The organism is Enterobacter sp. DC4 (genome assembly GCF_000568095.1).
Taxonomy (GTDB): Bacteria; Pseudomonadota; Gammaproteobacteria; order Enterobacterales; family Enterobacteriaceae; genus Enterobacter; species Enterobacter pseudoroggenkampii.
Genome location: NZ_AZUB01000007.1, coordinates 170,066 through 195,016, shown reverse-complemented (window position 1 = coordinate 195,016; position 24,951 = coordinate 170,066). Strand labels below are relative to the sequence as shown.

Annotated in this window: 26 protein-coding genes; 19 read left to right on the top strand and 7 right to left on the bottom strand. The window is 55.9% G+C overall.

Annotation, left to right across the window (positions count from 1 at the left end; genetic code table 11):
- Positions 1-78: 78 nt before the first annotated feature.
- Complete coding sequence (locus P349_RS05060; RefSeq protein WP_032646125.1) at positions 79-702, top strand: helix-turn-helix domain-containing protein; 624 nt, start codon at positions 79-81, stop codon at positions 700-702.
- Positions 703-704: 2 nt separating this feature from the next.
- On the opposite strand, the gene ampH is transcribed toward P349_RS05060, so the two are convergent.
- Positions 705-1,865: a D-alanyl-D-alanine-carboxypeptidase/endopeptidase AmpH gene (gene ampH, locus P349_RS05065; protein WP_024906778.1), complete on the bottom strand. Its 1,161-nt coding sequence runs from the start codon at positions 1,863-1,865 to the stop codon at positions 705-707.
- Positions 1,866-2,069: 204 nt separating this feature from the next.
- Here ampH and P349_RS05070 point away from each other — a divergent pair, with 204 nt between their 5' ends.
- From P349_RS05070 to P349_RS05080, 3 genes are all read left to right on the top strand, one after another.
- Positions 2,070-2,603 carry an isochorismatase family protein gene (locus P349_RS05070; RefSeq protein ID WP_032646126.1) on the top strand — a complete coding sequence of 178 codons (534 nt, stop codon included), beginning with the start codon at positions 2,070-2,072 and terminating at the stop codon, positions 2,601-2,603.
- A 114-nt stretch (positions 2,604-2,717) separates the two neighbouring features.
- Positions 2,718-3,938 (top strand): peptide antibiotic transporter SbmA, encoded by a 1,221-nt coding sequence (sbmA, locus tag P349_RS05075; protein ID WP_032646127.1) that lies wholly within the window; start codon positions 2,718-2,720, stop codon positions 3,936-3,938.
- 14 nt (positions 3,939-3,952) lie between these two features.
- Positions 3,953-5,050, top strand: coding sequence for a DUF1615 domain-containing protein (locus P349_RS05080; protein ID WP_032646129.1), 1,098 nt, complete (start codon positions 3,953-3,955; stop codon positions 5,048-5,050).
- Here the strand turns inward: P349_RS05080 and P349_RS05085 are convergent.
- Positions 5,047-5,352, bottom strand: coding sequence for a DUF2755 family protein (locus P349_RS05085; protein ID WP_032646130.1), 306 nt, complete (start codon positions 5,350-5,352; stop codon positions 5,047-5,049). The genes P349_RS05080 and P349_RS05085 overlap by 4 nt on opposite strands.
- Positions 5,353-5,599: 247 nt before the next feature.
- Between P349_RS05085 and P349_RS05090 the strand changes: the two genes are divergently transcribed.
- Positions 5,600-5,836, top strand: coding sequence for a DUF2754 domain-containing protein (locus P349_RS05090; RefSeq protein ID WP_032646131.1), 237 nt, complete (start codon positions 5,600-5,602; stop codon positions 5,834-5,836).
- Here the strand turns inward: P349_RS05090 and ddlA are convergent.
- A complete protein-coding gene (gene ddlA, locus P349_RS05095) occupies positions 5,833-6,933 on the bottom strand; it encodes a D-alanine--D-alanine ligase (protein ID WP_032646132.1) in 1,101 nt (366 codons plus the stop codon). The two genes, P349_RS05090 and ddlA, sit on opposite strands and share 4 nt — an antisense overlap.
- 103 nt (positions 6,934-7,036) lie before the next feature.
- Between ddlA and P349_RS05100 the strand changes: the two genes are divergently transcribed.
- The 6 genes from P349_RS05100 (at position 7,037) to adrA (ending at position 12,705) form a co-directional block, all read left to right on the top strand.
- Positions 7,037-7,720 carry an extensin-like domain-containing protein gene (locus P349_RS05100; RefSeq protein ID WP_032646133.1) on the top strand — a complete coding sequence of 228 codons (684 nt, stop codon included), beginning with the start codon at positions 7,037-7,039 and terminating at the stop codon, positions 7,718-7,720.
- Between the two features lie 168 nt (positions 7,721-7,888).
- On the top strand, positions 7,889-9,103 hold the full coding sequence (locus P349_RS05105) for a multidrug efflux MFS transporter (RefSeq protein WP_024906785.1): 1,215 nt from the start codon (positions 7,889-7,891) through the stop codon (positions 9,101-9,103).
- A 210-nt stretch (positions 9,104-9,313) separates the two neighbouring features.
- Positions 9,314-9,574 carry an anti-adapter protein IraP gene (iraP, locus tag P349_RS05110; protein ID WP_024906786.1) on the top strand — a complete coding sequence of 87 codons (261 nt, stop codon included), beginning with the start codon at positions 9,314-9,316 and terminating at the stop codon, positions 9,572-9,574.
- A 99-nt stretch (positions 9,575-9,673) separates the two neighbouring features.
- Positions 9,674-11,089: an alkaline phosphatase gene (gene phoA / locus P349_RS05115; protein ID WP_032646134.1), complete on the top strand. Its 1,416-nt coding sequence runs from the start codon at positions 9,674-9,676 to the stop codon at positions 11,087-11,089.
- Between the two features lie 89 nt (positions 11,090-11,178).
- Positions 11,179-11,499, top strand: coding sequence for a phosphate starvation-inducible protein PsiF (psiF, locus tag P349_RS05120; RefSeq protein ID WP_023334671.1), 321 nt, complete (start codon positions 11,179-11,181; stop codon positions 11,497-11,499).
- Between the two features lie 102 nt (positions 11,500-11,601).
- Positions 11,602-12,705, top strand: a complete 1,104-nt coding sequence (gene adrA / locus P349_RS05125) for a diguanylate cyclase AdrA (RefSeq protein WP_032646135.1) — start codon at positions 11,602-11,604, stop codon at positions 12,703-12,705.
- A gap of 16 nt (positions 12,706-12,721) precedes the next feature.
- Here the strand turns inward: adrA and proC are convergent, their stop codons facing one another.
- On the bottom strand, positions 12,722-13,531 hold the full coding sequence (gene proC / locus P349_RS05130) for a pyrroline-5-carboxylate reductase (protein ID WP_032646136.1): 810 nt from the start codon (positions 13,529-13,531) through the stop codon (positions 12,722-12,724).
- Between the two features lie 97 nt (positions 13,532-13,628).
- Between proC and P349_RS05135 the strand changes: the two genes are divergently transcribed.
- The 5 genes from P349_RS05135 (at position 13,629) to ppnP (ending at position 16,265) form a co-directional block, all read left to right on the top strand.
- Positions 13,629-14,087: a YaiI/YqxD family protein gene (locus P349_RS05135; protein WP_010428006.1), complete on the top strand. Its 459-nt coding sequence runs from the start codon at positions 13,629-13,631 to the stop codon at positions 14,085-14,087.
- Positions 14,088-14,230: 143 nt separating this feature from the next.
- A complete protein-coding gene (gene aroL / locus P349_RS05140) occupies positions 14,231-14,755 on the top strand; it encodes a shikimate kinase AroL (RefSeq protein WP_032646138.1) in 525 nt (174 codons plus the stop codon).
- Positions 14,756-14,799: 44 nt separating this feature from the next.
- Positions 14,800-14,991 carry a protein YaiA gene (gene yaiA / locus P349_RS05145; RefSeq protein WP_023334675.1) on the top strand — a complete coding sequence of 64 codons (192 nt, stop codon included), beginning with the start codon at positions 14,800-14,802 and terminating at the stop codon, positions 14,989-14,991.
- Positions 14,992-15,228: 237 nt separating this feature from the next.
- Positions 15,229-15,906 (top strand): AroM family protein, encoded by a 678-nt coding sequence (locus P349_RS05150; RefSeq protein ID WP_024906791.1) that lies wholly within the window; start codon positions 15,229-15,231, stop codon positions 15,904-15,906.
- A 71-nt stretch (positions 15,907-15,977) separates the two neighbouring features.
- On the top strand, positions 15,978-16,265 hold the full coding sequence (gene ppnP, locus P349_RS05155; protein WP_008503270.1) for a pyrimidine/purine nucleoside phosphorylase: 288 nt from the start codon (positions 15,978-15,980) through the stop codon (positions 16,263-16,265).
- Between the two features lie 48 nt (positions 16,266-16,313).
- On the opposite strand, the gene rdgC is transcribed toward ppnP, so the two are convergent.
- A complete protein-coding gene (gene rdgC / locus P349_RS05160) occupies positions 16,314-17,228 on the bottom strand; it encodes a recombination-associated protein RdgC (protein ID WP_023310540.1) in 915 nt (304 codons plus the stop codon).
- 123 nt (positions 17,229-17,351) lie between these two features.
- On the opposite strand from rdgC, the gene mak reads away from it, so the two are divergent.
- The gene (gene mak / locus P349_RS05165; protein WP_032646139.1) at positions 17,352-18,257 is read left to right on the top strand and encodes a fructokinase; all 906 of its coding nucleotides are present in this window, start codon (positions 17,352-17,354) and stop codon (positions 18,255-18,257) included.
- A gap of 146 nt (positions 18,258-18,403) precedes the next feature.
- On the opposite strand, the gene sbcC is transcribed toward mak, so the two are convergent.
- Together sbcC and sbcD are read right to left on the bottom strand one after the other, a co-directional pair.
- Positions 18,404-21,535: an exonuclease subunit SbcC gene (gene sbcC / locus P349_RS05170; RefSeq protein ID WP_032646140.1), complete on the bottom strand. Its 3,132-nt coding sequence runs from the start codon at positions 21,533-21,535 to the stop codon at positions 18,404-18,406.
- Positions 21,532-22,737 (bottom strand): exonuclease subunit SbcD, encoded by a 1,206-nt coding sequence (gene sbcD / locus P349_RS05175; RefSeq protein WP_032646141.1) that lies wholly within the window; start codon positions 22,735-22,737, stop codon positions 21,532-21,534. Before sbcD ends, sbcC begins: the two co-directional genes overlap by 4 nt.
- Before the next feature lie 187 nt (positions 22,738-22,924).
- On the opposite strand from sbcD, the gene phoB reads away from it, so the two are divergent.
- Together phoB and phoR are read left to right on the top strand one after the other, a co-directional pair.
- A complete protein-coding gene (gene phoB, locus P349_RS05180; RefSeq protein WP_008503265.1) occupies positions 22,925-23,614 on the top strand; it encodes a phosphate response regulator transcription factor PhoB in 690 nt (229 codons plus the stop codon).
- 21 nt (positions 23,615-23,635) lie between these two features.
- On the top strand, positions 23,636-24,931 hold the full coding sequence (gene phoR, locus P349_RS05185; protein ID WP_032646142.1) for a phosphate regulon sensor histidine kinase PhoR: 1,296 nt from the start codon (positions 23,636-23,638) through the stop codon (positions 24,929-24,931).
- The last annotated feature ends 20 nt before the right edge of the window (positions 24,932-24,951 follow it).

The window sequence follows — 24,951 nt, the reverse complement described above, 5'->3', positions numbered from 1 at the left end:
GGCGTTACCTCCCCCCGCTTTTTACAGAAGTAATAAAAATAATATTGAACCGACAAATACGGATGCCTTGAGGTCTGCATGAAGGTTAATGCGAAACCACTTTCTGAATTACGCCGGCTCGAACAGTGTTTGAAATCAGCCAGTACCCCTTTTAAATCTGCTCCAAAACAATTAATTATATCCGGTGAATGTAATGAGTGCCGCACCATCGTATTCCAAACCGGTGTTATCGAAATCTATCGACATTCAGATGAACTGCTTGTGGGCATCGCGACAGCGCCGTTTATTATGGGTTTGTCCACAGTGATGATTAATCACTGCCAGGAATATAGAGTGATAGCCAAAACATCCTGCACGGGTTTTTATTTGCCCACTGAAACCACCCGTCAACTTATACAACAGAACGCGCTATGGAAAGAGGCCTTCGGTTGGTTGTCCTGGATAAACTACATTCTTGAGAAACGCGATATGCAGCTGGTGGGAAATAATTCCTATCACCAGATCCGCGCCATGCTGTTGAATATGGCGGAGTGGGATGAAACGTTGCGTTCAAAAATTGGTGTGATGAATCATATTCAACAAAGTACGCGTATTTCACGTTCAGTGGTTGCTGAGGTTCTCGCTGCCCTGCGGCAAGGTAACTACATCAATATGAGCCGGGGCAAGCTGGTCAGCATCAACCGCTTGCCCACGGAATATTAAGATCAGTTAGACGCGGTGAGCACCTGGGCTTTATTGGCGCTCAGTTCTGCCACCAGGTTATTAATCCCGTCACTCATATTGACGAAACGCGTATGCGGGGAGCGGGTGACCACCACAAACGCGCCCACGTTTGACTGCGGGATCATGGCCATATAGGTGATGAATCCACCGCCGCCGCCGGTTTTCTGAATAATACCCGGACGCCCATTTTTCGGCGCCATATAGACCCACCCCATGCCGAGCGCATCGGCTTTACCCGGCACGTCCATCCCGATGACGCGGTGCAGCTGAGTACGCTGATAAATCAGAGTCTGCATGCGATCGGCCTGGCTGGTGCGAGCGTAGAAATCTGAAGAAAGGAACTGCTGCATCCAGCGCATCATGTCGCCAGGCGTGGAGTAAACCCCGCCGCTGCCCACAGCCGCGAGCGTGTTATTACAGGGGCTGGCGCCTTTCTCTGCCACCATCAGGCGACGGCACTGATCCGGGGACGGAGTAAACGTGGTGTCTTTCATGCCGAGCGGACGGGTGATCTGCTCTTCAAACAGCTGCGTATAGGGTTTGCCAGCCGCCGTTGAGAGGGCATCCGCCAGCAGGTCGAACGCCAGGTTTGAATAAGAGGCCTGCGAGCCCGGTGCCGCTTTCAGCGTGGCGGTACTCAGATAGCTCCAGCGCTGGTCGCGCGTTGGCCAGACAAATACGTCACGATGCGCCGCTCCGCCTGGCTGCTCACGCGGCAGGGCGCTGGTGTGGGTTGCAAGGTTCACAAGCCGGATCGGCGTCCCCTGATACGTGGGGACCCGGGCACCTGGCGGCGCGTATTTGCTGAGCGGATCGTCAAGCTTCACCACGCCCTGGTCGAGCAGTTTCACCAGCATTTCGCTGGTCATCAGCTTGGTTAAGGACGCGATGCGGATAACGGAATCCAGCTGCGGGTGAACGTTATTTCCCGGACGCGTTTCGCCAAAGCTGCGGAACACACGCTGGTTGCCGTCGATGACGACCATCGCCATCCCGGTCGCGCCGCTGCCGTAATAGATAAGGTTCGCGTAGCGATCGGCAATATCTGAAGCTAAAACGGGTGCCGTCAGCGGTTGGGCTGCCTGGGCGGTAGAAAAGCTCACCGCACACAGCGCGGCAAAAGAGAGCAGACAACGTTTCAACGAAAAGCATCCATGAAGTGAATGAGGAAAGTAATGGGTATTTATACTACTAATCGGAACCGCGCAATGCCCCGAATTGCATAACGATAGCGAGAAAAACGTAACCATGGGTAAATATGAACAATTTACTTACGAGCCATCTCCCATTTTGTGACATCGGGCTTATGATAGGCACCAGTTTCACTCAATCTTACGGAGAACGGTATGTCTGAGAAGCGTGTGGTTATGGTTGTCGATATGCAGAACGGGGTATTTGAAACCCCTCGTCATCAGCGTGAAAAGTGTGTCTCTCTGATCAACCAGCTTACGCAGGCAGCCGACACGGTGATTTTTATTCAGCATACTGAGGCTGGTGGCCTGGAAGAGGGGAGTGAGGGGTTTGCACTACTGCCTGAACTCCATCAGCCTGCTGACGCGCTTTATGTGACCAAAACCGCCTGTGATGCCTTCTACAACACCGCGCTTGAGGCGCTGCTGCGTGAGCAGGGTATTCGCGAGTTTGTCATCTGCGGCTGCGCCACCGATTACTGCGTCGATGCGACGGTTAAGAACGGCGTCAGCCGGGGTTATCACATCACCGTGGCGGAAGATGCCCATACTACAGCCAATCGCCCGGCGGCAGATGCGCAGATCCTGATTAACCATCACAACGACGTCTGGCGTAACTTCATTGCGCCGGCGAATCCTCTCGCGGTGAAACGCACCGAAACAATTCTTGAAAACTGGAAAGCGAACTAATAATTAACGCTCGGGTCTGACCTTTTTGCCGGAGCCGGGAGGCTGGCTCGGGCAGGTTTTCGTGTGGTGACGTGTTGTACACAGCAACAGCCATAACAACAAGAAGGAAGCATTATGTTTAAGTCTTTTTTCCCAAAGCCGGGGCCTTTTTTCCTGTCGGCATTTATTTGGGCACTGATCGCTGTCATTTTCTGGCAGGCGGGCGGCGGCGCATGGCTGACGCGCATCACGGGGGCAACAGGCGAGGTGCCGATTAGCGCGGCGCGCTTCTGGTCGCTGAGCTTTATCGTATTTTATGCCTACTACACGGTATGTGTGGGGCTGTTTGCACTCTTCTGGTTCAAGTATTCTCCGCATCGTTGGCAGTTTTGGTCGATTTTGGGATCTGCACTGATCATTTTCGTTACCTGGTTCATGGTGGAAGTGAGCGTTGCAATTAATGCATGGTATGCACCCTTCTACGATTTGATCCAAAAAGCACTAAGCGCCCCGAATAAGGTTCCGATTGGTGAACTCTATGCCAGTCTCGTTAGTTTTACCGGCATTGCCATGATTGCAGTAACAGTGGCAGTGCTGAACAATTTCTTCGTTAGCCATTACGTTTTCCGTTGGCGTACTGCTATGAACGAATATTACATGGCAAATTGGCAACGACTGCGGCACATCGAAGGTGCTGCACAGCGTGTGCAGGAAGACACCATGCGTTTTGCCTCAACGCTGGAGGACATGGGGGTCAGCTTGCTTAATGCTGTGATGAAACTTATCGCTTTTTTACCGATTCTGATTGCACTTTCACCCCATGTGCCTGAACTTCCAGTTGTTGGTCATTTACCCTATGGTTTGGTTATTGCCGCACTGGTCTGGTCTCTTATGGGAACGGGGCTTCTTGCTGTGGTGGGGATCAAATTGCCGGGGTTACAATTTAAAAATCAGCGCGTGGAAGCGGCTTACCGTAAAGAACTTGTTTACGGTGAGGATGACCCATCACGAGCGGCGCCACCAACGGTAAAAGAGTTATTTCAGAACGTCCGTTTTAACTACTTTAAGCTCTACTTCCACTACATGTATTTCAACATAGCTCGTATTTTATATCTTCAGGCCGATACTGTTTTTGGAATAGTCCTGTTGTTCCCGTCAATAGTTGCAGGGACAATTACCCTGGGACTGATGACCCAAATTACCAACGTGTTTGATCAGGTCAGAAGTTCATTCCAGTACCTGATCAGCTCCTGGACCACGCTGGTAGAATTGATGTCTATCTACAAACGTCTGCGCAGCTTTGAACGCGAGCTGGACGATCGTGACCTGCAGGAAGTCACCAACACATTTAGCTAATACAGGACGTTGCTATGTCTTTTGCCGTACCGCGCGCGTTACCGTTGTCCTTGCTGGCCGCTCTTGTGCTGGCAGGCTGTGCCGAAAAAGGGGCCGCTCCGCTCAAAAAGGGGGAGAAGCCCGTCGATGTGGCAAGCGTTGTGCGGCAGAAAATGCCCGCCAGCGTGAAGGATCGCAATGCGTGGGCAGACGCGCTGGCAAAAACCTTTGAAAGCCAAAAGATCGCGCCGACCGAGGAGAACATTTGTTCGGTGCTGGCGGTGGCGCAGCAGGAGTCGATGTACCAGTCAGACCCGGCTGTGCCGGGGCTGAATAAAATCGCCTGGAAAGAGATCGACCGCCGCGCGGAGTCCCTGCACATCCCGGTGTTCCTCGTGCATACCGCGCTTAAAATCACCTCACCGAACGGCAAAAGTTACAGCGAGCGGCTGGATACGGTGAAAACCGAAAAACAGCTTAGCGCCATCTTTGATGATTTCATCAGTATGGTCCCGATGGGGCAGAAGCTGTTTGGCTCACTGAACCCGGTCCACACCGGAGGCCCAATGCAGGTAAGCATCGCGTTCGCGGAGAAGCATACCGACGGCTACCCGTGGAAAATCGACGGCACGGTGCGTCAGGAGGTCTTCTCCCTGCGCGGCGGGCTGTGGTTCGGCACGTATCACCTGCTGAACTACCCGGCGAACTACGATGAGCCGCTGTACCGCTTTGCCGACTTTAACGCCGGCTGGTATGCCAGCCGTAATGCGGCATTCCAGAGTGCGGTCAGCCGCGCAAGCGGCGTTAAGCTCGCGCTGGACGGCGATCTCATCGCTTACGGCAGCAGCGAGGCGGGAAGCACTGAGCTTGCCGTACGGAAATTATCGACAACACTTGGCTTGAGCAACAGCGACATTCGCCGCCAGCTAGAGAAAGGCGATAGCCTGGCCTTTGAGAAAACGGATCTGTACAAGAAGGTGTTTGCGCTCGCAGAGCAGAAAAGCGGGAAAACGTTACCGAGGGCTATCCTGCCGGGGATCCAGCTGGAAAGCCCGAAGATCACGCGTAACCTGACCACCGCGTGGTTCGCAAAACGCGTGGACGATCGCCGGGCTCGCTGTATGGGGCTTTAACGGCGACGGCGACGGCGAAAGCGCAGCGCTAATGCCACCACGCCCAGAATCATACATCCCGCGAGGAAGGGAATCAGGCCGAACAGTGTGCTGACGCCAAAGCCAATCTCAACTCGCGGGCGTCCGTTATCCTGTACCTGCATCAGGTGTTCATAAACGCCTGGCGCATGGACCAGCATATTGAGCAGCTGTGAGCCAGCCCAGAAGCAGAACAGGACAAACAGGGCATACGCGATATTACCCGCCGTGGAGGTTTTTGGTTTTCCGCCAAAAATCGGTTTCGACAATGTAAAGTCAGCCATGATGACCTCCGGATAAATCGCTCTGTTAATACGCTTCGTACAGGGTGAGTTTGACAGGTCATCGCATTTGTCAATATCAGAATCGTGGTAATTTACGCGCCGGAATCCTCCTGGATTGTTGATTTCTGCAGCACATCACAATTTCATGACTTAACTGAAATTGCGTCGCGTTTCAGAATTTCCGTATCTGCCACAGACCTGGCCGTAAATCTGTGAGAGGATGTCTTTTTTTCCTGCCGGAGTTGTTATGAAGCTCACGTCCAAACTACGCCGAGACTGGCACTACTACGCCTTCGCTATCGGGCTGATCTTTATTCTTAACGGTGTTGTGGGCCTGTTGGGGTTTGAGGCAAAAGGCTGGCAAACGTATGCCGTTGGGCTGGTGACCTGGGTGATCAGTTTCTGGCTGGCGGGGTTGATTATCCGCCGTCGTCCTGAAGAGACGACAGCGGATGAGGCGGAGTCGGCGAAGAGCGCCGATTAACCGTTTACGGAACTTTTAAGCGCGCTGTCGGCGGCGTGACGCTCCAGCGCCAGTTCGATCAGGCGGGTGATCAATTCCGGGTAGCTCAGGCCACTTGCCTGCCACAGTTTCGGATACATGCTGATGTTAGTGAACCCCGGCAGCGTGTTGATTTCATTGATCACCACCTCGTTTTCCGCCGTCAGGAACACATCCACGCGCGCCATGCCGCAGCAGCCGAGCGTCTGATAAGCATGTATGGCGATCGCCCGGATCTTATCGTTAACCGCCGGATCGATATCCGCAGGCACGACAACCTGCGCACCTTTGTCATCAATGTATTTGGTGTCGTACGAGTAGAAGTCGCTGTTTAAGACCACCTCTCCGCAGGTGCTCGCCTGTGGAAAATCGTTGCCCAGCACGGCGCACTCAATTTCACGGCCTTTAATACCCTGTTCAACCACCACTTTATGGTCGAACTCAAACGCCAGGCGGACGGCCTGCGTGAACTCAGCTTCGCTGGTCACTTTGCTGACGCCCACGGAGGAGCCCTGGTTTGCAGGCTTCACAAACAGCGGCAGACCCAGCTCTCCGCTAATTTGCGCGAAGCTGTGTTTGTCGCGGTTGGCGCGGGTGAGGGTCACGAATGGTGCAATGTTCAGCCCGGCATCGCGCAGCAGGCGTTTGGTGACGTCTTTGTCCATGCATGCGGCAGAGCCGAGGACGTCCGAGCCGACGAACGGCAGGTTGGCCATGCGCAGCATTCCCTGCAGGGAACCATCTTCCCCCAGTGTGCCGTGAACGATAGGGAAGACAACGTCGATCTGGGCGAGAGCCTGTGCATTGCCGGCGTCGATAAGCTGCCCCTTCACGACGCCGGGTACGGTGGCGACGCTCACTTCCGAAGGATTAAGGGCGATGTGTGCCGGATCGTGAGCATTCAGCAGATACTGGCTGGCATCGTTAACGTGCCACTGGCCCTGTTTATCAATGCCCAGCAGCACCACGTCGAAGCGGCTTTTATCGATCGCATCAACGATATTTTTGGCCGATTGCAATGACACTTCGTGCTCCGCTGATTTTCCCCCAAAGACAATACCTACGCGCTGCTTAGCCATCTCACTCTCTTCCAGTCTGACGAAAAGCCAATAACATACCACGATGCCCGGCGGGTTTCGCGGCCTTCTGCCATAATGTTTTGGGGAATGTTGAGGGGGGAGAGTGAAAGGAAAAACGCTGCTGACCGTATTTATCATTTTGGCCATCGCAACGGTGGGTTACCGCTGGTTGCCGCCTTACTACAACCCTTTCATGCCGCTGACGCTTGACGACCCGCCGGGTCGAATCACCCAGTATAAGCTTCGGCGCTTAACCCCCGAGGCGTGCGCGAGCCTGCTTTCGCAGGCTAACCAAAGAGATCTCATCCGCACCCAGCCGGTGGCTGACAGTGGCGGCGCGTGTCCGCTTAATAACGTTGTACGCGTGCGTGACTTCGGTCCGGTCGGCCTGAACAGCAGTTTTCTCGCCAGCTGTCCGCTGGCGCTCAGCTCAGCCCTCTTTATCAGCCAGCAGGCCCGGCCGCTGACAAAACGCTATACGGGCAGCGACCTGGCGCGTATCGATCATCTCGGCAGCTTTGCCTGCCGCAATATTTACCACCGCCCTGACGCGCGACGCAGTGAACATGCTACGGCTGAGGCGCTGGATATTGCCGCTTTTCGTCTGGCGAACGGTGAACGCGTCACGGTGCTGAACGGCTGGAAGGCGGCAACAACGCAGCCATGGCTGAAGGCCATGCTGGCGGCGAGCTGCGGCTACTACGGAAACGGCCTGGGGCCGGAGTATAACGCGGCGCATGCCAACCATTTTCATCTGGGCATGCGCGGTTTCGGACTCTGTCGGTGAAGCATAATATTCCGCCAGAAAATGGATAAATTGTGACTTATTTCACAAATATGATGACTGGGAAGATAAAACACCAAAGTCAGTCAAGCCGCATCTCTGGTGCGACGTCAAAACGCGTAACTTGCTAATCTGACGGCGAATTCGCCTAAAAATGAAGACTATTTCTTTATGGAATCCTGGAAAGTTAATCTCATCTCGGTCTGGTTCGGCTGCTTCTTCACCGGGTTGGCCATCAGCCAGATCCTGCCGTTCCTGCCGCTGTACGTCTCGCAGCTGGGGGTGACTTCGCATGAAGCGCTCTCCATGTGGTCCGGTCTGACGTTCAGCGTCACGTTTCTGGTCTCCGCCATTGTGTCACCGATGTGGGGCAGCCTGGCGGATCGGAAAGGCCGAAAACTGATGCTGCTGCGCGCCTCGCTCGGGATGGCGATTGCCATTCTGCTGCAGGCCTTCGCCACTAACGTCTGGCAGCTGTTTTTCCTGCGCGCGGTGATGGGGCTGACATCCGGGTACATTCCGAATGCCATGGCACTGGTCGCCTCTCAGGTGCCGCGCGAGCGTAGCGGCTGGGCGCTGAGTACGCTTTCCACGGCACAGATCAGCGGCGTCATCGGCGGTCCGCTGCTGGGGGGCTTTCTGGCGGACCACGTCGGACTGCGCGCGGTATTTATCATCACTGCGGTTCTGCTGGTGGTCAGTTTTCTGGTGACGCTCTTTCTTATTAAAGAGGGCGGCCGTCCGGTTATCAGTAAATCTGAACGCCTCAGCGGCAAGGCCGTCTTCGCCTCGCTGCCCTATCCGGGACTGATGATCAGCCTGTTTGTGACCACCATGGTGATCCAGCTCTGTAACGGTTCGGTCGGTCCGATTCTGGCGCTGTTTATCAAGTCGATGGAGCCGGATAGCACCAATATCGCTTTTCTGAGCGGCATGATTGCCGCCGTGCCGGGCGTATCCGCCCTGATTTCCGCGCCGCGTCTGGGCAAGCTGGGTGACAGGATCGGCACGGCGCGCATCCTGATGGCGACGCTGATCTTTGCGGTGGTACTCTTCTTCGCGATGTCGTTTGTCACCTCTCCGCTTCAGCTTGGCGTATTGCGATTTCTGCTCGGGTTTGCTGATGGCGCCATGTTGCCTGCGGTGCAGACCTTGCTGGTTAAATATTCCAGCGACCAGGTGACGGGGCGTATTTTTGGATATAACCAGTCATTTATGTATCTGGGGAATGTTGCCGGTCCGCTTATTGGCGCATCCGTTTCCGCGATGGCCGGTTTTCGCTGGGTATTTGCGGCGACAGCGATTGTTGTTTTAATCAATATTATCCAGCTGGCTATTGCGCTGCGACGCCGCAGACAAATGGCGGAGGCCAAATCGGCGAGATAACACTTTCGCAGATGTATTATATATTCTTATGGTCGCCGCATTTTTATATAACAAAATGCGGCGTCTTTTTATAGAAAAACGTTTCGATCACGGCGCTACCTCTTTATTTCTGTTCCTGTGTCACTTTTGCATACCATAATTAATTTCTTCTCTTTGCAATATGGATTCAGAGTGATAACGTCAGACAAAACTGAAAAAGGAACTGGCACGATGAAAAACCTCATTGCTGAATTGCTGGTTAAGCTGGCACAAAAGGAAGAAGAGTCAAAAGAGCTGGTGGCTCAGGTCGAAGCGCTTGAAATTGTCGTCACCGCGCTGCTGCGACAAATGGCAAAAACCGATCAACAGGCGTTGATAGAGAGCGTGGAAGGTGCGCTGGACAGCGTCAGGCCTGAATCGCAGGTTCCGGTTGAGGATGCCGAGATGCTCCACCAGTACGTAAAGAAGCTGTTAAGGCATCCGCGCAGCTAAACCGTCACAGGACGTAACGACGTGTCATAGAATTGTCATGCAGGATGCCTATAGTCGCTCTGTTTTTATTTTTATGTATTTGTACATGGAGAAAATAAATTGAAACAGAGCGCACTTTTCATTGCATTACTTCCCCTGTTAATTACCCCTGCCATTTATGCTGATACGACGCAAACCAGCGTGCTGGATAATCGTGCGGCAAAAGGGGATATCACCCAGCCTGGCGGCGCGCGCCGTTTATCAGAAGATCAAACTGCCGCTATTCGCGCTTCGCTGAATGATAAGCCGGCGAAAAATATTATTCTGCTGATTGGCGATGGAATGGGCGATTCCGAAATCACGGCGGCGCGAAATTATGCCGAGGGAGCGGGCGGCTTTTTTAAAGGTATCGATGCCTTACCGCTGACCGGACAATATACCCATTACGCGCTGGATAAAAAAACCGGTAAACCGGATTACGTAACGGACTCCGCGGCCTCTGCCACGGCGTGGTCCACCGGCGTGAAAACCTATAATGGTGCGCTGGGCGTGGATATTCACGAAAAAGATCATCAAACCCTTCTGGAGATAGCAAAAGCGGCGGGCCTGGCGACCGGCAACGTCTCCACTGCTGAACTCCAGGATGCAACGCCCGCGGCGCTGGTGGCGCACGTTACATCGCGTAAATGCTACGGCCCGTCAGTGACCAGCGAAAAATGCCCAACGAATGCGCTGGAAAAAGGCGGCAAAGGCTCGATTACGGAACAGCTGCTGAACGCGCGTCCTGACGTGACCCTGGGCGGCGGCGCGAAAACCTTCGCGGAAACCGCGACGGCGGGCGAGTGGCAGGGCAAAACGCTGCGCGAGCAGGCGCAGGCTCGCGGCTATCAGCTGGTGAGTGATGCAAATGCTCTGGCGGCGATAAGCGAGGCGAGCCAGGACAAACCGCTGTTGGGGCTGTTCTCTGACGGCAACATGCCCGTGCGCTGGGAAGGACCAAAAGCCTCGTATCACGGTAATATTGATAAGCCTGCGGTGACCTGTACGCCGAACCCGAAACGTACGGACAGCATACCGACGCTGGCGGCGATGACCGATAAAGCGATCTCTCTTTTGAGCAAGAGCGAAAAAGGGTTCTTCCTGCAGGTTGAGGGCGCGTCGATTGATAAACAGGATCATGCTGCGAATCCGTGCGGTCAGATTGGTGAAACCGTCGATCTGGACGAAGCGGTGCAGAAGGCGCTCGCGTTCGCGAAAAAAGACGGTAACACCCTGGTGATCGTCACCGCGGACCACGCGCACGCCAGCCAGATCATTCCGCCAGATACCAAAGCCCCTGGCCTGACGCAGGCGCTGAACACCAAAGATGGCTCCGTCATGGTGATGAGCTACGGCAACTCTGAAGAAGAGTCCATGGAGCACACGGGCACCCAGCTGCGCATTGCCGCCTACGGTCCGCATGCGGCCAACGTGGTAGGCCTGACCGATCAAACGGATCTGTTCTACACCATGAAGGCGGCGCTGGGTCTGAAATGATAAAATCCCGGCGGAAATCACATCTGTCGGCTGGTTTTTTTCCTGTCAAGAACCAGACTTACAGGGAATGTTCACAAAAGGATGGTGCAATGAAAACAACATTACTGGTTACTCTGCTCTCCGGCCTGTTCCTGGTCGCCTCGGCGAACGCGGAAGAGAAAACGTTAACGCCGCAGCAGCAGCGTATGACCACCTGTAATCAACAGGCGACGTCTCAGAGTCTGAAGGGCGATGCTCGCAAGACCTACATGAGCGACTGCCTCAAAAACGGCGCTGCGAAGCCAGCTGAAAAAAGCCTGACCCCGCAGCAGCAAAAAATGCGCGAGTGTAATGCGAAGGCAACCGAACAGTCCCTGAAAGGGGACGACCGCAGCAAGTTCATGAGTGCCTGCCTGAAGAAAAAAGTGTAGTTCTAACGGGTGAGCGGCTCCGGCGGCTCACCCGAAATTTCATACTTTCCCCGCAGACCCCCTCTCTATAATTTGGGAAAATGTTTCAGAATATTCCCAAAAATGATGAATGATGAAACGTATTACAACAAAAAGCGCATTCGGGAAGAGTGGAATTTAACCCTTTCTCAGGATGACCCTCACCGCGCCGGCATTCAGTTTGCCCGGCGAGTTAGGCTGGCGCGCGCCGTGGGGCTGGCGGCGATGTTTTTCCCGGTTGCGGGAATGCTGGTCACCCATTTTTTACCCGGAGGCTGGTGGCTTTTACTGGTGGGCTGGGCGTTCGTCTGGCCCCATTTCGCCTGGCAGCTATCCTGCCGGGCCACGTCACCTCATCAGCAGGAAACTTTCAATCTTAAAATAGATGCCATTATTGCCGGGCTCTGGATCGGCGTGATGGGGATGAATGCGTTACCCACGGCAGCGCTGGTGATGATGGTGGGGATGAATATGATGGGCTCCGGGGGCTGTCGTCTGTTTATTCCGGGGATCCTGTTGACCCTGCTCTCCGCGCTGGTGACCCTGCCACTCGTCGGGAAGGTGGCCGTCTTCAACCCCGACCCCTTGGAGTGGGGCTTAACGCTGCCTGTTCTCGTATTTTATCCTATGCTGTTTGCCTGGCTCAGCCACCGCACTGCCGTCAGGCTTGCGGAGCACAAGCTGCGGCTGGAAATGATGAGCACCCGCGACGGCATGACCGGGGTCTTTAACCGCCGACACTGGGAAATGCTGTTGCGAAATGAATTTGAGCATTGTCGGCGCGACCACAGCACCGCCACGATACTGCTGATTGATATCGACCACTTTAAAAACATCAACGACACCTGGGGGCACGACGTGGGCGACGAGGCGATCATTGCTATTACGCGCCAGCTCCAGCGGTCAGTACGGTCAGGCGATGCTATCGGCCGGTTTGGTGGGGATGAGTTTGCGGTGATCATGTCCCAGACAGCAGCGGAAAGCGCCATCGCCGTGATGTCGCGGTTGCATGAGCGGCTGGAAAACCTGACGTTACCGTGCGCGCCAAAAGAAGCGCTGCGCATCAGCGTAGGCGTTGCCCCCTGGGGACCGCAGTTTGGACATTATCGGGAATGGCTGAAGGCGGCTGACGTGGCGCTGTACAGGGCGAAAAATGCCGGGCGCGGCCGCACCGAAGTGGCGGCCTGACGCCCGATGGAGAGTATCAAGATTTACTCAGCTTCTCTGATTTTTCCATGCATTTTGCCATCGCTTCAATGACCGCCGAGCGGAACCCGCGCTCTTCCAGCACCCGCACCGCTTCGATGGTGGTACCGCCCGGGGAGCAGACCATATCTTTCAGTTCACCCGGGTGTTTGCCGGTTTCCAGCACCATTTTGGCGGAGCCCATGACGGCCTGCGCGGCGAACTTATACGCCTGCGCGCGCGGCATTCCGCCAAGCACGGCGGCGTCGGCCATCGCTTCTAAAAACATGAAAACATAGGCAGGGGCTGAGCCACTCACGCCGACCACCGGATGGATCATCGATTCGGCAATCACTTCAGCTTCACCGAAGCAGCGGAAAATATTCAGCACATCGGCCACTTCTTCTGTGGTTACCAGCGCGTTAGGCGTGACGGAGGTCATGCCGGCGTTGACCAGCGAAGGGGTGTTGGGCATCGCGCGGATGATTTTACGATCGTGACCCAGCGCGCGCGCCAATTGATCGAGCGTGACGCCCGCGGCAATCGACACGACCAGCGTCTCTTTGTTCAGGCTGGAGGTGATATCGCTCAGCACTTTGATCATGATGTTCGGCTTGACGGCGCCAAAGACGATATCGGCGACCTGGGCCACTTCCTGCGCGCTTTCGGCAGCGTTGATCCCGTACTGATCGCGCAATGCGGCGACCTTGTCCGGTGACGGGGTATAGACCCAAATCTGACCCGGCAGCACCTGCCCGCTGGCGATCAGACCGCCCAGGATGGCTTTGCCCATGTTACCGCAGCCGATAAACCCGATTTTCTTGTCCATCACGATTCTCCGTCATTATGCGTTGTTTTCTCTGATTGATAGCTTAACAACGAAATGCAGGCGACAATAGTCGACAGAGTCATTATGGGGAGACAATATGGCGATTTGGGTTGATGCGGACGCGTGTCCGAATGTGATTAAAGAGATTTTATTTCGCGCCGCCGAGCGCGTTCAGATGCCGCTGACGCTGGTGGCAAACCAGAACATTCGCGTGCCGCCTTCGCGGTTCATCCGCTCTTTGCGCGTGCCGGCCGGGTTCGACGTGGCGGATAACGAAATTGTTCGCCTGTGCAGTGCGGAGGATCTGGTGATCACGGCGGATATTCCGCTGGCCGCTGAAGTGCTCGAGAAAGGGGCGGCGGCGCTCAATCCGCGCGGGGAGCGTTACTCGCCTTCGACCATTCGGGAAAAGCTCACCATGCGCGATTTTATGGATACGATGCGGGCCAGCGGCGTGCAGACCGGTGGACCGGACAGCTTGTCCCAGCGCGATCGCCAGCAGTTCGCTGCCGAACTGGATAAATGGCTGCTGGAAGTGAAGCGCCGCACAGCGTAATGATAATTATTGTCAATTTGTGGTACAGTGTGGCCTCCACAGGGTTGTCATCCCGTACCGCTTTGCAGTAAAGTAATCGAAACATCTTCTGCAATTATTTCTTTACACTCTTCAGCCATTCGGCATCAAGGGGAACACCTGGCATGACCCAACCCATCTTTTTAGTTGGCCCCCGCGGCTGTGGGAAAACCACCGTTGGCCTGGAGCTGGCACGCGTGTGTCATCGCCAGTTTGTTGATACCGACCACTGGCTGCAAACCGAGGCCGGAAAAACCATCGCTGAGATCGTTGAGCAAGAGGGATGGGAAAGCTTTCGCGCACGCGAAACCGCCGCACTAAAAGCGGTCACTTCCCCGTCTGCCGTGATCGCCACCGGGGGTGGCATTGTTCTGGCGGAGTGTAATCGTCACTTTATGCGCGAAAAGGGGATCGTGATTTATCTCAGCGCGCCGGTGTCGGCTCTGGTAGGGCGTCTGGAAGCTTTTCCGGAAGAGGGGCAACGCCCTGCGCTGACCTCCAGGCCACTCAACGAAGAGGTGAGTGAAGTGCTGGCCGAACGCGATGCGTTATACCGCGAAGCGGCTCACCACGTGGTGGATGCGTCAGCCACTCCCGAAGACGTTGTGATTCAGATTATTACCGCCCTGCGTTTGGCGTGTGCCAGCTAAGCGGCGTCTATACTTATAGCTCAGACATAAAAAAAGGATGAGCTATGCCAACCAGACCTCCCTATCCGCGTGAAGCGCGCATTGTTACCGTTGAAAAAGGCCATACGGGTCATACCGTGACCTGGTATCAACTGCGTGCGGATCACCCAAAACCGGACTCGCTGATCAGTGAACACGAGACTGAGCAGGAAGCGCTGGATGCGAAACGGCGCTATGAAGATCCCGACATAACCTGAATGTTTTCCTAAACGCTCCAGGATCGTGCCTGAATCACACTTTTTACTCATCGGGAAAGTTAAGCAGGAGTTAATATTTAGTTATTACAAGTAACTCCGGTATTGGCAGGCGATCTTTACATTTCGATGTCGGGATCACCTGCTACGCTTGGTGCTGTTTTGTTGAAAAAATGAACTGTGCAGCGTAGTGAGCCTGTACCTGTGTACACGATGTTGGAGTAATGGAAGGCGATAAAAATGAAGGCAACGTTGGCGATCCTCACCATTGGTGTGGTCCCTGTAAGCGAAGTGTTACCGCTCTTAACCGAGCACGTATCTGAACAACAGATAACGCATCTCAGCCTGCTGGGGAAGATGAGTCGGGAAGAGGTCATGGAAGACTACGCTGTCGAGGCGGGGGAGGATCCCCTGGCGACGTTATTAAGTGACGGTAAACTGGCGCACGTTTCACGCCAGAAAATCGAGCGCTCGCTGCAGGGCGTGATAGAAGTTCTCGATAATCAAGGTTATGACGTTATTTTGCTGATGAGTACTGCCCCCATTAAAGGTCTCACGGCGCGTAATGCGATTTTGCTGGAGCCGATGCGGATCATTCCACCGCTGGTGGCCTCTATCGTTGATGGTCATCAGGTGGGGGTGATTGTTCCCATTGAGGAGCTCATGGATAACCAGGAGGCAAAATGGCACGTGCTGGAAAAAGTGCCCTTGTATGCGCTGGCAAATCCGTTCTGGGACAGTGACGCTAAACTCATTGCTGCCGGGAAGGAACTGCTGGAGAGAGGGGCAGATGTCTTGATCCTGGACTGCCTGGGGTTCCACCAGCATCATCGTGATTTGCTGCAAAAAGCGCTGGATGTGCCGGTGCTGTTATCCAACGTTCTGATGGCTCGCCTGGCCTCGGAACTCCTCATGTAATGATTTTGCGTGACAGGTGATGAGCATGGCCCCTATAGTGAATTTTTATCTAAAAATATAAGGGCCAGTTCATGCTTCAGAGTAACGAATACTTTTCCGGTAAAGTGAAATCCATTGGTTTTACCAGCAGCAGCACTGGCCGCGCCAGTGTCGGCGTAATGGCGGAAGGGGAATACACCTTTGGCACCGCGGAAGCGGAAGAAATGACGGTGGTCAGCGGCGCGCTGAACGTCCTGCTGCCGGGTGAAACGGAATGGAAAGTTTACGCTGCCGGACAAGTTTTCAACGTCCCTGGCCACAGCGAATTTCATTTGCAGGTGGCTGAGCCTACCTCTTATCTGTGCCGCTACCTGAAATAAAAAATTAGCCGGGTGGCGCTAACGCTTACCCGGCCTACGTTTTGCCCGTTATCTCTGCGCTTCGCCGCCGAGACCTTCCACCAGATTCTGAATCAACGCGGCCAGCTCGCCGGTCATCAGGATGAAGTCCGCGTCAAAACGCTGGGCGTAATCTTCCCTGTCGATATCTTCGTTCTGATCGCGCAGCTCATCGCAGAACTTCAGACGCTTCACCGAGCCGTCGTCGCACATCACGAACTGAATACGCTGCTGCCAGTCGAGCGCCAGTTTGGTGACCACTTTACCCGCCTCGATGTGTACGGCGATCTCGTCGCTCACCAGATCCTGCTTCTTCGCGCGGATCACGCCACCGTCTTCCAGCAGGGCTTTCAGCTCGGCTTCATCAAGGATCTGGAAACCCTGTGCCGCAGCACCGCTGCGTACCCACTCGGTCAGCGTTAACTCAATTGGCGTTTCCAGCGCCAGCGGCACGACCGGTAACGAGCCGATGCTTTTGCGCAGCAGGGCCAGCGTATCTTCTGCTTTCTTGGCGCTGGCGCAGTCCACCATGATCAGCCCGTTGACGGTGTCGATCCACATCATGGTCTGGCTAAAGCGGCTGAAGGCGCGCGGCAGCAGGGAGTGCAGCACTTCGTCTTTCAGCGAATCTTTTTCGGTCTTTTTCAGCTTGCGGCCCTGTTCGGCTTCCAGCTTGAAAATTTTCGCTTCGAGCGCCTGCTTAACCACCGGCGTCGGCAGGATTTTCTCTTCTTTACGGGCGCAGACGATGATTTGACCCGTGCTGCTGGCGTGGGTCAGTGCATCGCTTTGTGAACCCATTGGCGGAACCCAACCGGTTTTCGCCATATCCTGGCTACCGCAAGGGGAAAAGGTATAAGCGGCTAACTGTTTTTCCATCTCTTCTGCACGCAGCGAAACGTCGCGGCTGAGACGGTAAACCATCAAATTTTTGAACCACAGCATGATAATTTCCACGGCCTTGTCGTTAAATCAGCGGGCATGATAACGAATTGTCGCATCGCTTGCATTGCTAATCGGGAAGCGTGCTTCTACTCTGTTGATAATCAAAATAATGAGGAGAGTCTTGTGCGTATTGGGATCGATTTGGGCGGCACCAAAACAGAAGTTATCGCACTGAGCGAGCAGGGGGAACAGCTGTTCCGCCATCGTCTGCCGACGCCGCGCGATGATTATCACCAGACTATCGAGACGATTGCCAGGCTGGTTGAGATGGCAGAGCAGGCGACTGGGCAAACCGGCAGCGTCGGGATGGGGATCCCGGGGTCGATCTCGCCGTATACCGGCGTGGTTAAAAATGCTAACTCCACCTGGCTCAACGGCCAGCCGTTTGATAAAGATTTAAGCGCGCGTCTGAACCGGGACGTGCGTCTGGCCAACGACGCCAACTGCCTGGCGGTCTCTGAGGCCATCGACGGCGCGGCAGCGGGTGCCCAGACCGTGTTTGCCGTTATTATCGGCACCGGCTGCGGCGCGGGGGTGGCATTCGGGGGGCGCGCCCATATCGGCGGCAACGGCACGGCGGGCGAGTGGGGACACAACCCGCTGCCGTGGATGGATGAAGACGAGCTTAAATACCGCGCTGAAGTCCCGTGCTACTGCGGAAAACAGGGCTGTATCGAGACGTTTATCTCCGGCACCGGGTTTGCGACCGACTACCGCCGTCTGAGCGGCCAGCCGCTCAAGGGCAACGAAATCATGCGTCTGGTCGAAGAACAGGATCCTGTCGCCGAACTGGCGCTTAGCCGCTACGAAATGCGGCTGGCGAAATCGCTGGCTCACGTGGTGAATATTCTCGATCCTGACGTGATAGTGCTGGGTGGCGGCATGAGCAACGTCGATCGGCTGTACACCACGGTGCCGAACCTGGTGAAACAGTGGGTCTTCGGCGGTGAATGCGAAACCCCGATCCGCAAAGCGCTGCACGGGGACTCCAGCGGCGTGCGCGGCGCGGCGTGGTTATGGCCAGAATAAACGTTTATTCCCTCTCCCTGTGGGAGAGGGCCAGGGTGAGGCAAGGTAAAAGCAAAACAGCAACTCAAGTTGCTGTTTTTGGTGTTTGTACCCTCTCCCTGTGGGAGAGGGCTAGGGTGAGGGCATCAGACCGCACCCACCCCCATTCATTCCACCGCAAACACCTTATCCAGCCTGCTATACCCCAGGCCGTTGATCTTCTTCACCTTGATCTGCACCGGAATGCGCTCTTTCATCGCCTCAACGTGGCTGATCACGCCGATGGTTTTCCCGGTGGCGTTCAGCGCGTCGAGCGCATCCAGCGCGGTATCCAGCGTCTCACTGTCGAGCGTGCCGAACCCTTCATCCAGGAACAGAGAATCGATCCGCGTCTTATGACTCACCAGATCGGAAAGGGCCAGCGCCAGCGCCAGGCTGACCAGGAAGCTTTCACCGCCCGAGAGCGTACGGGTATCGCGAACCGCATCCGCCTGCCAGGTATCGACCACTTCTAGCTCCAGCGCGTCACTGGCCTTACGCTGCAGCAGATAACGCCCGTGCAGACGGTTAAGCTGCTGGTTTGCGAGCCAGACAAGATTGTCCAGCGTCAGCCCTTGGGCGAACTTACGGAACTTGTCGCCGGTGCTGGAGCCGATCAGCGCGTTCAGGTACCCCCAGTCGTCCGCCTGGCGCGCGGCCTCTTCAATTTGCTGCATCAACGCCAGCTGGTGCTGACGGTTATCGCTGTCCTGCTTAAGCTGCTGGCGGATCTCGCCCTGATGCGTCGTGTTCTCGCGCAGCCGCTGCGCCAGCTGCTGCAGCTGGCTTTGCAGCGCAGGTGCATCGGCGTCGAGCCCTTCCGGCCGCAGCGCCAGATGAGCCTGCAGTTGCTGGTTAGCCTGGCCAGAAAGGGCCGCGGCTTGCTGTATCTGGCTTTCCAGCGACTGTTTCAGCTGTTCGAGGTGGCGAATAGCGTCGTCATCCAACAGCGCGGCAAGGAACGCGTCCCGATCGGCAAAGCAGCTTGCCGAGAGCGCCGCGGTGAACTGCGTCTGCGACTGCTGCAGACGCTCTTGCTCCAGCGTCTCCTGCTGCTGTTGCGCGGTCAGCTGGCTCTGTAGCGACACGCACTCGTCGTGGATGTCGCGCCAGTTATCAGGAATAACCGGTTCGGCGTCTGCGCTGTTCGTTGCCGGAAGCGCGTCGAGCAGCGGCTTCAGGGCGTTTATGCGTTCCTGAAGCACGCCGTGCTGCGTTTGCTTCTCCTGCCACTGCGAGAATTCCGCTTCGCGGGCGTGCAGCCAGGCGGCTTCATTACCGTTTTCAGGTACGTTGAGTGATAGCGAGAGCAGGGCGTGTTCCAGCGCCTGGCGCGCGGTAGTCAGCTGCTGCTGATACTGTCGCTCCTGCGCTTCCTGCTCGTTCAACTGGTTTTGCAGGGTCAGACGCTGGCTGAGCTGATAAAGCTGGCGCTCGTACTGTTCCTGCTCGTTCAGCCATGGCGCGATATCTTCCTGAATATTCAACGCTATATTCAGGGAAGCACAGGCCTCTATCCACTCTTTTGTGAGTGCTTGCTCTTCCTGAGAGAGCGTCTGAACTTCGTCTGTCTCGCGCTGGATCTGCTGAGCCAGGGCATTAACCTGTCCCAGCACCAGCAGGCCTTCCTCTTTAAGGGCGGCGACCTCTTTTTCCAGGGCATCACGGCGGCGCTGGTTATCCGTCAGCTCAAGCGACTGGTATTGCTCAACGGCGGGATGCTCGCTGGAACCGCACAGCGGACAGGGTTTGCCGGCCTCAAGCCGGGCACGATAGCTTTCCAGGTCTTTAATCGTCGCTTCGCGTTCGCACAGGGCCTTCAGGTCCAGATAGTGCTGGTGTTTCTCTTTGTACTGCTGGCGGCGCAGCGTCAGCGTTTCATTGAGTTTATTTTGTTCGGCCTGGGCCTTCTGCACGCTTTCACCGCTCTGGCGCAGGCGCTTTTGCAGCGGCTGATAGCGGGCATGCAGCGACGTTAGCCGCTGGCGCAGCGTGCGTGACCGGGACTGCTGCTCCATGGCCGCGCTGACCTCATCCGCCGTCAGGGTCAGCGCATTTTCCGGCATCTCGGCCAGCCTGTTGCGTAATTCACTCATCCGCGCAGCAAGCGAGGCTAACTGCGTTTTATCGCGGTTAAGCTGCGAGAACTGGGCGCGCCAGCCGGCAATCTCCTGGCCCAGCAGCCGATAGCGCTCGTGCTCCGCCAGCCACTGCGCCAGCGCCGTCAGTTCGGTCTGAAGCTGCTCGTGGTTACGCAGGGCGGTATTGCGGATACGTGAGCGCAGCGCGGTTCTGGCTTGTAAGCGAGTATTTACTTCGATAATTCGCTGCTGTGTCTGTGCCAGACGCGCGGTTTGCTCCTGCTGATGTTCCCAGAGTGGTCGAAGCTGGGCGGCGGGCAGAGCAAGCTGGAGCTTTGCCAGCTCTGGCGCAGCGTTCGTCAGCGCCTGTTGCGCCTGCTGCTGCGTCGCGGTGACGCGCTGTTGCTCGCGCACGAGCTCATCATGACGCGTAAGCCACTGAAAATCTTTCTGCTGGCTTTGCTGCTGAACCAGCAGGGTTTTCTCTTCGTCAGTAAGTGCCTGCAAACTTTGCTGTAACTGCTGCTGTTGCTCTTCGCTCAACAGCACGACGCCCGCCGCCTGCGCCTCGCACTTTTCAAGCACGCTGCGGGCGGCTTTATGTTTTTCAAACACCATGGCGGAAATCTGGCCGTAGATCTCGGTGCCGGTCAGCTCTTCCAGCAGCTCGGCACGATCGCTCGGTTTGGCATTAAGGAAGGCGGCAAACTGCCCCTGTGAGAGCAGCATCGAGCGGGTAAAGCGCCCGTAGTCCAGCCCGGTAAGCGCGGCGGTTTGCTCCAGCTTATCCGACACTTTGTCGGCCAGGATTTTGCCATCTTCACAGCGCGCCAGCTCCACGCGCGGCGCCTGCAGGTTCCCGTCCGGCTGGTTGCGCGCCCGGTTCTGGCTCCAGAAGGCGCGATAGGCGGTGCCTTTTACCTCGAACTCCACTTCTGCCAGGCATTCGGCGGTGTCGCGCGTCATAAGATCGTTTTGCGCCTGAGAGACCTTCTGCAGTCGCGGCGTTTCGTGATAAAGCGCCAGACAGATGGCGTCGAGTAGGGTAGTTTTTCCTGCTCCGGTCGCGCCGGTGATGGCAAACAGCCCGTTGCTGGCAAACGGCTCCGCGGTAAAGTCAATTTTCCACTCGCCCTTGAGTGAGTTGAGATTTTTCAGGCGCAGGCTCAAAATTTTCATGCGTTTTCTTCCTCATCATTGAGCGCATGCAGGGTATGGCTGAACAGTTCGCTGAGTCTTGCGCGCTTCGCGTCGTCAATCTCTTCCTGCGAGAGCCTGCGTTCAAACACCTCTTCAACCCGCAGTTCACTGAGCGTTTCACGTTGAGCGCTTAACAGAATTTTCTCGCGCTGCTCGCGGCTGCGGCGGACCAGTAAGACTTCGACGGGCAAATCCTCCGTCAGCGCCTGGATTTTGCGCTGCATATCGTGCAGGTAGTCATCGGTGGTGATTTCGATATCCAGCCAGACGGGGGGAGCTTGTTCAGCACCGCGCCACTGTTCCAGCTGGGCGGTGATGGCATCGAGATCGCCTTTCAGCACCGCCAGCGGCTGGGTGACCGGTACTTCCAGCGTCTCGACGGCGCGGAGTTTTCCCTCGCTGAAGCTCACCAGATGCACGGATTTGGCTTTGCCCGTTTCGTCAAAGCTGAGCGAAATGGGGGAGCCGCAGTAGCGGATGTGCTCACTGCCGCCAATAACCTGCGCGCGGTGGATATGCCCGAGCGCAATGTAGTCGGCTGGCGGGAAGTTCTGCGCCGGAAAGGCATCCAGCGTGCCGATATAGATGTCACGCACGGCGTCACTTTTACTGGCCCCGACGGTGGTGAGATGCCCGGTTGCAATCACCGGAATAGACTGGTCACCCCGCAGGGCACAGGCTTCGGCGTGCTGCTGGTGGTAATAGTCGGTGATGGCCTGTAAGAGATGTTGCTGCTTTTCTGCACCCGACAGCCCCGCCTGGCTTTGCACGATGTCCCGCGGACGTAAAAACGGTATCGGACACAGCACAGCCCCCGGCGACCCGTCGCGTTTTTTCAGGATCTGTGGGGCGTGCCCGGCGCTGGCGACCACGGTGGTATTGAGAAATGCCAGGATATCGCGGGATTCATTGAGCGTCGCGACGGAATCATGGTTGCCGGCGACAATCACCAGGTGACAGCCGGTTTGCTGCAGATTCACCACGAAGCGGTTATACAGTTCACGCGCATAGCTGGGGGGAGAGCCGGTATCAAAGATGTCACCTGCCACAATAATCGCGTCCACCTCGTGCGTCCGGGCCGTTTCCAGCAGCCAGTTCAGGAACGCTTCATGTTCAGCCGCACGGCTTTTGCTGTAAAAATTTTGACCCAGATGCCAGTCCGAGGTGTGAAGTATGCGCATAGCTGATCCGTGGCAAAAAAGAGAAAGCAGGATTATAAACGTTCAGAGAAGGGAAAATAACCGCTGTAATAAAACAACGGTTTGCCCGTTATCGTGGTACTGTTTTTCATAAATCTGTCATAAATCTGACGCATAATGGCGCCGAATTACAAACTTGTAACTTAAATAAGATAAGACAGGGCAAAGTATGGCGAGACGTATTCTGGTCGTAGAAGATGAAGCTCCAATTCGTGAAATGGTGTGCTTCGTGCTCGAGCAAAACGGTTTCCAGCCGGTTGAAGCGGAAGATTATGACAGCGCAGTGAACCAGCTGAATGAACCCTGGCCCGATCTGATTCTGCTGGACTGGATGTTGCCTGGCGGCTCCGGACTGCAGTTTATCAAACACCTGAAGCGTGAAGCGCTGACCCGCGACATCCCGGTTGTGATGCTCACGGCGCGCGGAGAAGAAGAGGATCGCGTGCGCGGTCTTGAGACCGGTGCGGACGATTACATTACCAAACCGTTCTCCCCAAAAGAGCTGGTCGCCCGCATTAAAGCCGTGATGCGCCGTATTTCGCCAATGGCGGTGGAAGAGGTGATTGAGATGCAGGGGCTGAGCCTTGATCCCACCTCACACCGCGTGATGACTGGTGAAAATCCCCTCGACATGGGGCCTACCGAATTTAAACTCCTGCACTTCTTTATGACCCACCCGGAACGCGTGTACAGCCGCGAGCAGTTGCTGAATAACGTCTGGGGAACTAACGTGTATGTCGAAGACCGGACGGTTGACGTACATATTCGCCGCCTGCGAAAAGCACTGGAACTGAGCGGCCACGATCGCATGGTGCAGACGGTCCGCGGCACGGGTTATCGTTTTTCTACCCGTTTCTGAACAATGACAGGAGTGTGACGCGTGCTGGAACGTCTGTCATGGAAAAGGCTCGTCTTTGAACTGATCTTATGCTGTATTCCGGCCTTCCTTCTTGGGGCCTTTCTTGGACACCTGCCGTGGTTTCTGCTGGCGTCGGTCACCGGGCTGCTGATCTGGCATTTCTGGAACCTGCTGCGCCTCTCCTGGTGGCTGTGGGTTGACCGAAGTATGACGCCGCCGCCGGGAAGCGGCAGCTGGGAGCCGCTGCTGTACGGTCTGCATCAGATGCAGATGCGTAATAAAAAGCGTCGCCGCGAGCTGGGAAGCCTGATTAAGCGTTTCCGCAGCGGTGCAGAGTCGCTGCCGGATGCCGTGATTCTGACGACCGAAGAAGGGACGATCTTCTGGTGTAACGGCCTGGCTCAACAGCTGCTGGGCCTGCGCTGGCCGGATGACAATGGACAGAATATCCTCAACCTTCTGCGTTATCCCGAGTTCACGCTGTACCTGAAAAAGCGTGATTTCACCCGTCCGCACAATCTCAAGCTCAATAACGGTCGCCATCTGGAGATCCGCGTGATGCCCTACAGCGATAAGCAGTGGTTGATGGTGGCGCGCGATGTCACCCAGATGCACCAGCTGGAAGGGGCGCGTCGTAACTTCTTCGCCAACGTCAGCCACGAACTGCGAACCCCGCTGACCGTGCTGCAGGGCTACCTGGAGATGATGCAGGAGCAAACGCTGGAAGGTGCGCCGCGTGAAAAAGCGCTGCACACCATGCGCGAGCAAACGCACCGGATGGAAGGCCTGGTGAAGCAGCTGCTGACGCTCTCGAAGATTGAAGCGGCGCCAACGCTGGCGCTAAATGACACCATTGATGTCCCGATGATGCTGCGGGTCGTGGAGCGTGAAGCGCAGACGTTAAGCCACAAAAAGCATCACCTGACCTTTGAGGTCGACAATACGCTGAAGGTGCTGGGCAGCGAAGATGAGCTGCGCAGCGCCATTTCCAACCTGGTGTATAACGCGGTGAATCATACGCCGGAGGGGACGGATATCGTGGTGCGCTGGCACCATACCCCAACGGGGGCCGAGTTTAGCGTGGAGGACAACGGGCCGGGGATTGCGCCGGAGCATATTCCGCGTCTGACCGAGCGCTTCTACCGTGTGGATAAAGCGCGATCGCGGCAGACGGGCGGAAGCGGCCTCGGGCTGGCGATTGTGAAACACGCTGTCAACCACCATGAAAGCCGTCTCGATATTCAGAGTACCCTGGGTAAAGGAACCCGCTTCAGCTTCGTTATCCCGGAACGATTAATTGCCAAAAAGATCGCCTGACGGCGGGCGTGTCATTTTAC

Coding starts and splice junctions, on each gene's coding strand:
- P349_RS05090 (WP_032646131.1), top strand. CDS start 5,600: ATGAAGCTCACGTCCAAACTACGCCGAGACTGGCACTACTACGCCTTC.
- sbcD (WP_032646141.1), bottom strand. CDS start 22,737: ATGCGCATACTTCACACCTCGGACTGGCATCTGGGTCAAAATTTTTAC.
- rdgC (WP_023310540.1), bottom strand. CDS start 17,228: ATGCTGTGGTTCAAAAATTTGATGGTTTACCGTCTCAGCCGCGACGTT.
- sbmA (WP_032646127.1), top strand. CDS start 2,718: ATGTTTAAGTCTTTTTTCCCAAAGCCGGGGCCTTTTTTCCTGTCGGCA.
- P349_RS05135 (WP_010428006.1), top strand. CDS start 13,629: ATGGCGATTTGGGTTGATGCGGACGCGTGTCCGAATGTGATTAAAGAG.
- sbcC (WP_032646140.1), bottom strand. CDS start 21,535: ATGAAAATTTTGAGCCTGCGCCTGAAAAATCTCAACTCACTCAAGGGC.
- aroL (WP_032646138.1), top strand. CDS start 14,231: ATGACCCAACCCATCTTTTTAGTTGGCCCCCGCGGCTGTGGGAAAACC.
- P349_RS05105 (WP_024906785.1), top strand. CDS start 7,889: ATGGAATCCTGGAAAGTTAATCTCATCTCGGTCTGGTTCGGCTGCTTC.
- P349_RS05085 (WP_032646130.1), bottom strand. CDS start 5,352: ATGGCTGACTTTACATTGTCGAAACCGATTTTTGGCGGAAAACCAAAA.
- psiF (WP_023334671.1), top strand. CDS start 11,179: ATGAAAACAACATTACTGGTTACTCTGCTCTCCGGCCTGTTCCTGGTC.
- phoB (WP_008503265.1), top strand. CDS start 22,925: ATGGCGAGACGTATTCTGGTCGTAGAAGATGAAGCTCCAATTCGTGAA.
- P349_RS05080 (WP_032646129.1), top strand. CDS start 3,953: ATGTCTTTTGCCGTACCGCGCGCGTTACCGTTGTCCTTGCTGGCCGCT.
- iraP (WP_024906786.1), top strand. CDS start 9,314: ATGAAAAACCTCATTGCTGAATTGCTGGTTAAGCTGGCACAAAAGGAA.
- ddlA (WP_032646132.1), bottom strand. CDS start 6,933: ATGGCTAAGCAGCGCGTAGGTATTGTCTTTGGGGGAAAATCAGCGGAG.
- proC (WP_032646136.1), bottom strand. CDS start 13,531: ATGGACAAGAAAATCGGGTTTATCGGCTGCGGTAACATGGGCAAAGCC.
- adrA (WP_032646135.1), top strand. CDS start 11,602: ATGATGAATGATGAAACGTATTACAACAAAAAGCGCATTCGGGAAGAG.
- ppnP (WP_008503270.1), top strand. CDS start 15,978: ATGCTTCAGAGTAACGAATACTTTTCCGGTAAAGTGAAATCCATTGGT.
- P349_RS05150 (WP_024906791.1), top strand. CDS start 15,229: ATGAAGGCAACGTTGGCGATCCTCACCATTGGTGTGGTCCCTGTAAGC.
- yaiA (WP_023334675.1), top strand. CDS start 14,800: ATGCCAACCAGACCTCCCTATCCGCGTGAAGCGCGCATTGTTACCGTT.
- P349_RS05070 (WP_032646126.1), top strand. CDS start 2,070: ATGTCTGAGAAGCGTGTGGTTATGGTTGTCGATATGCAGAACGGGGTA.
- P349_RS05060 (WP_032646125.1), top strand. CDS start 79: ATGAAGGTTAATGCGAAACCACTTTCTGAATTACGCCGGCTCGAACAG.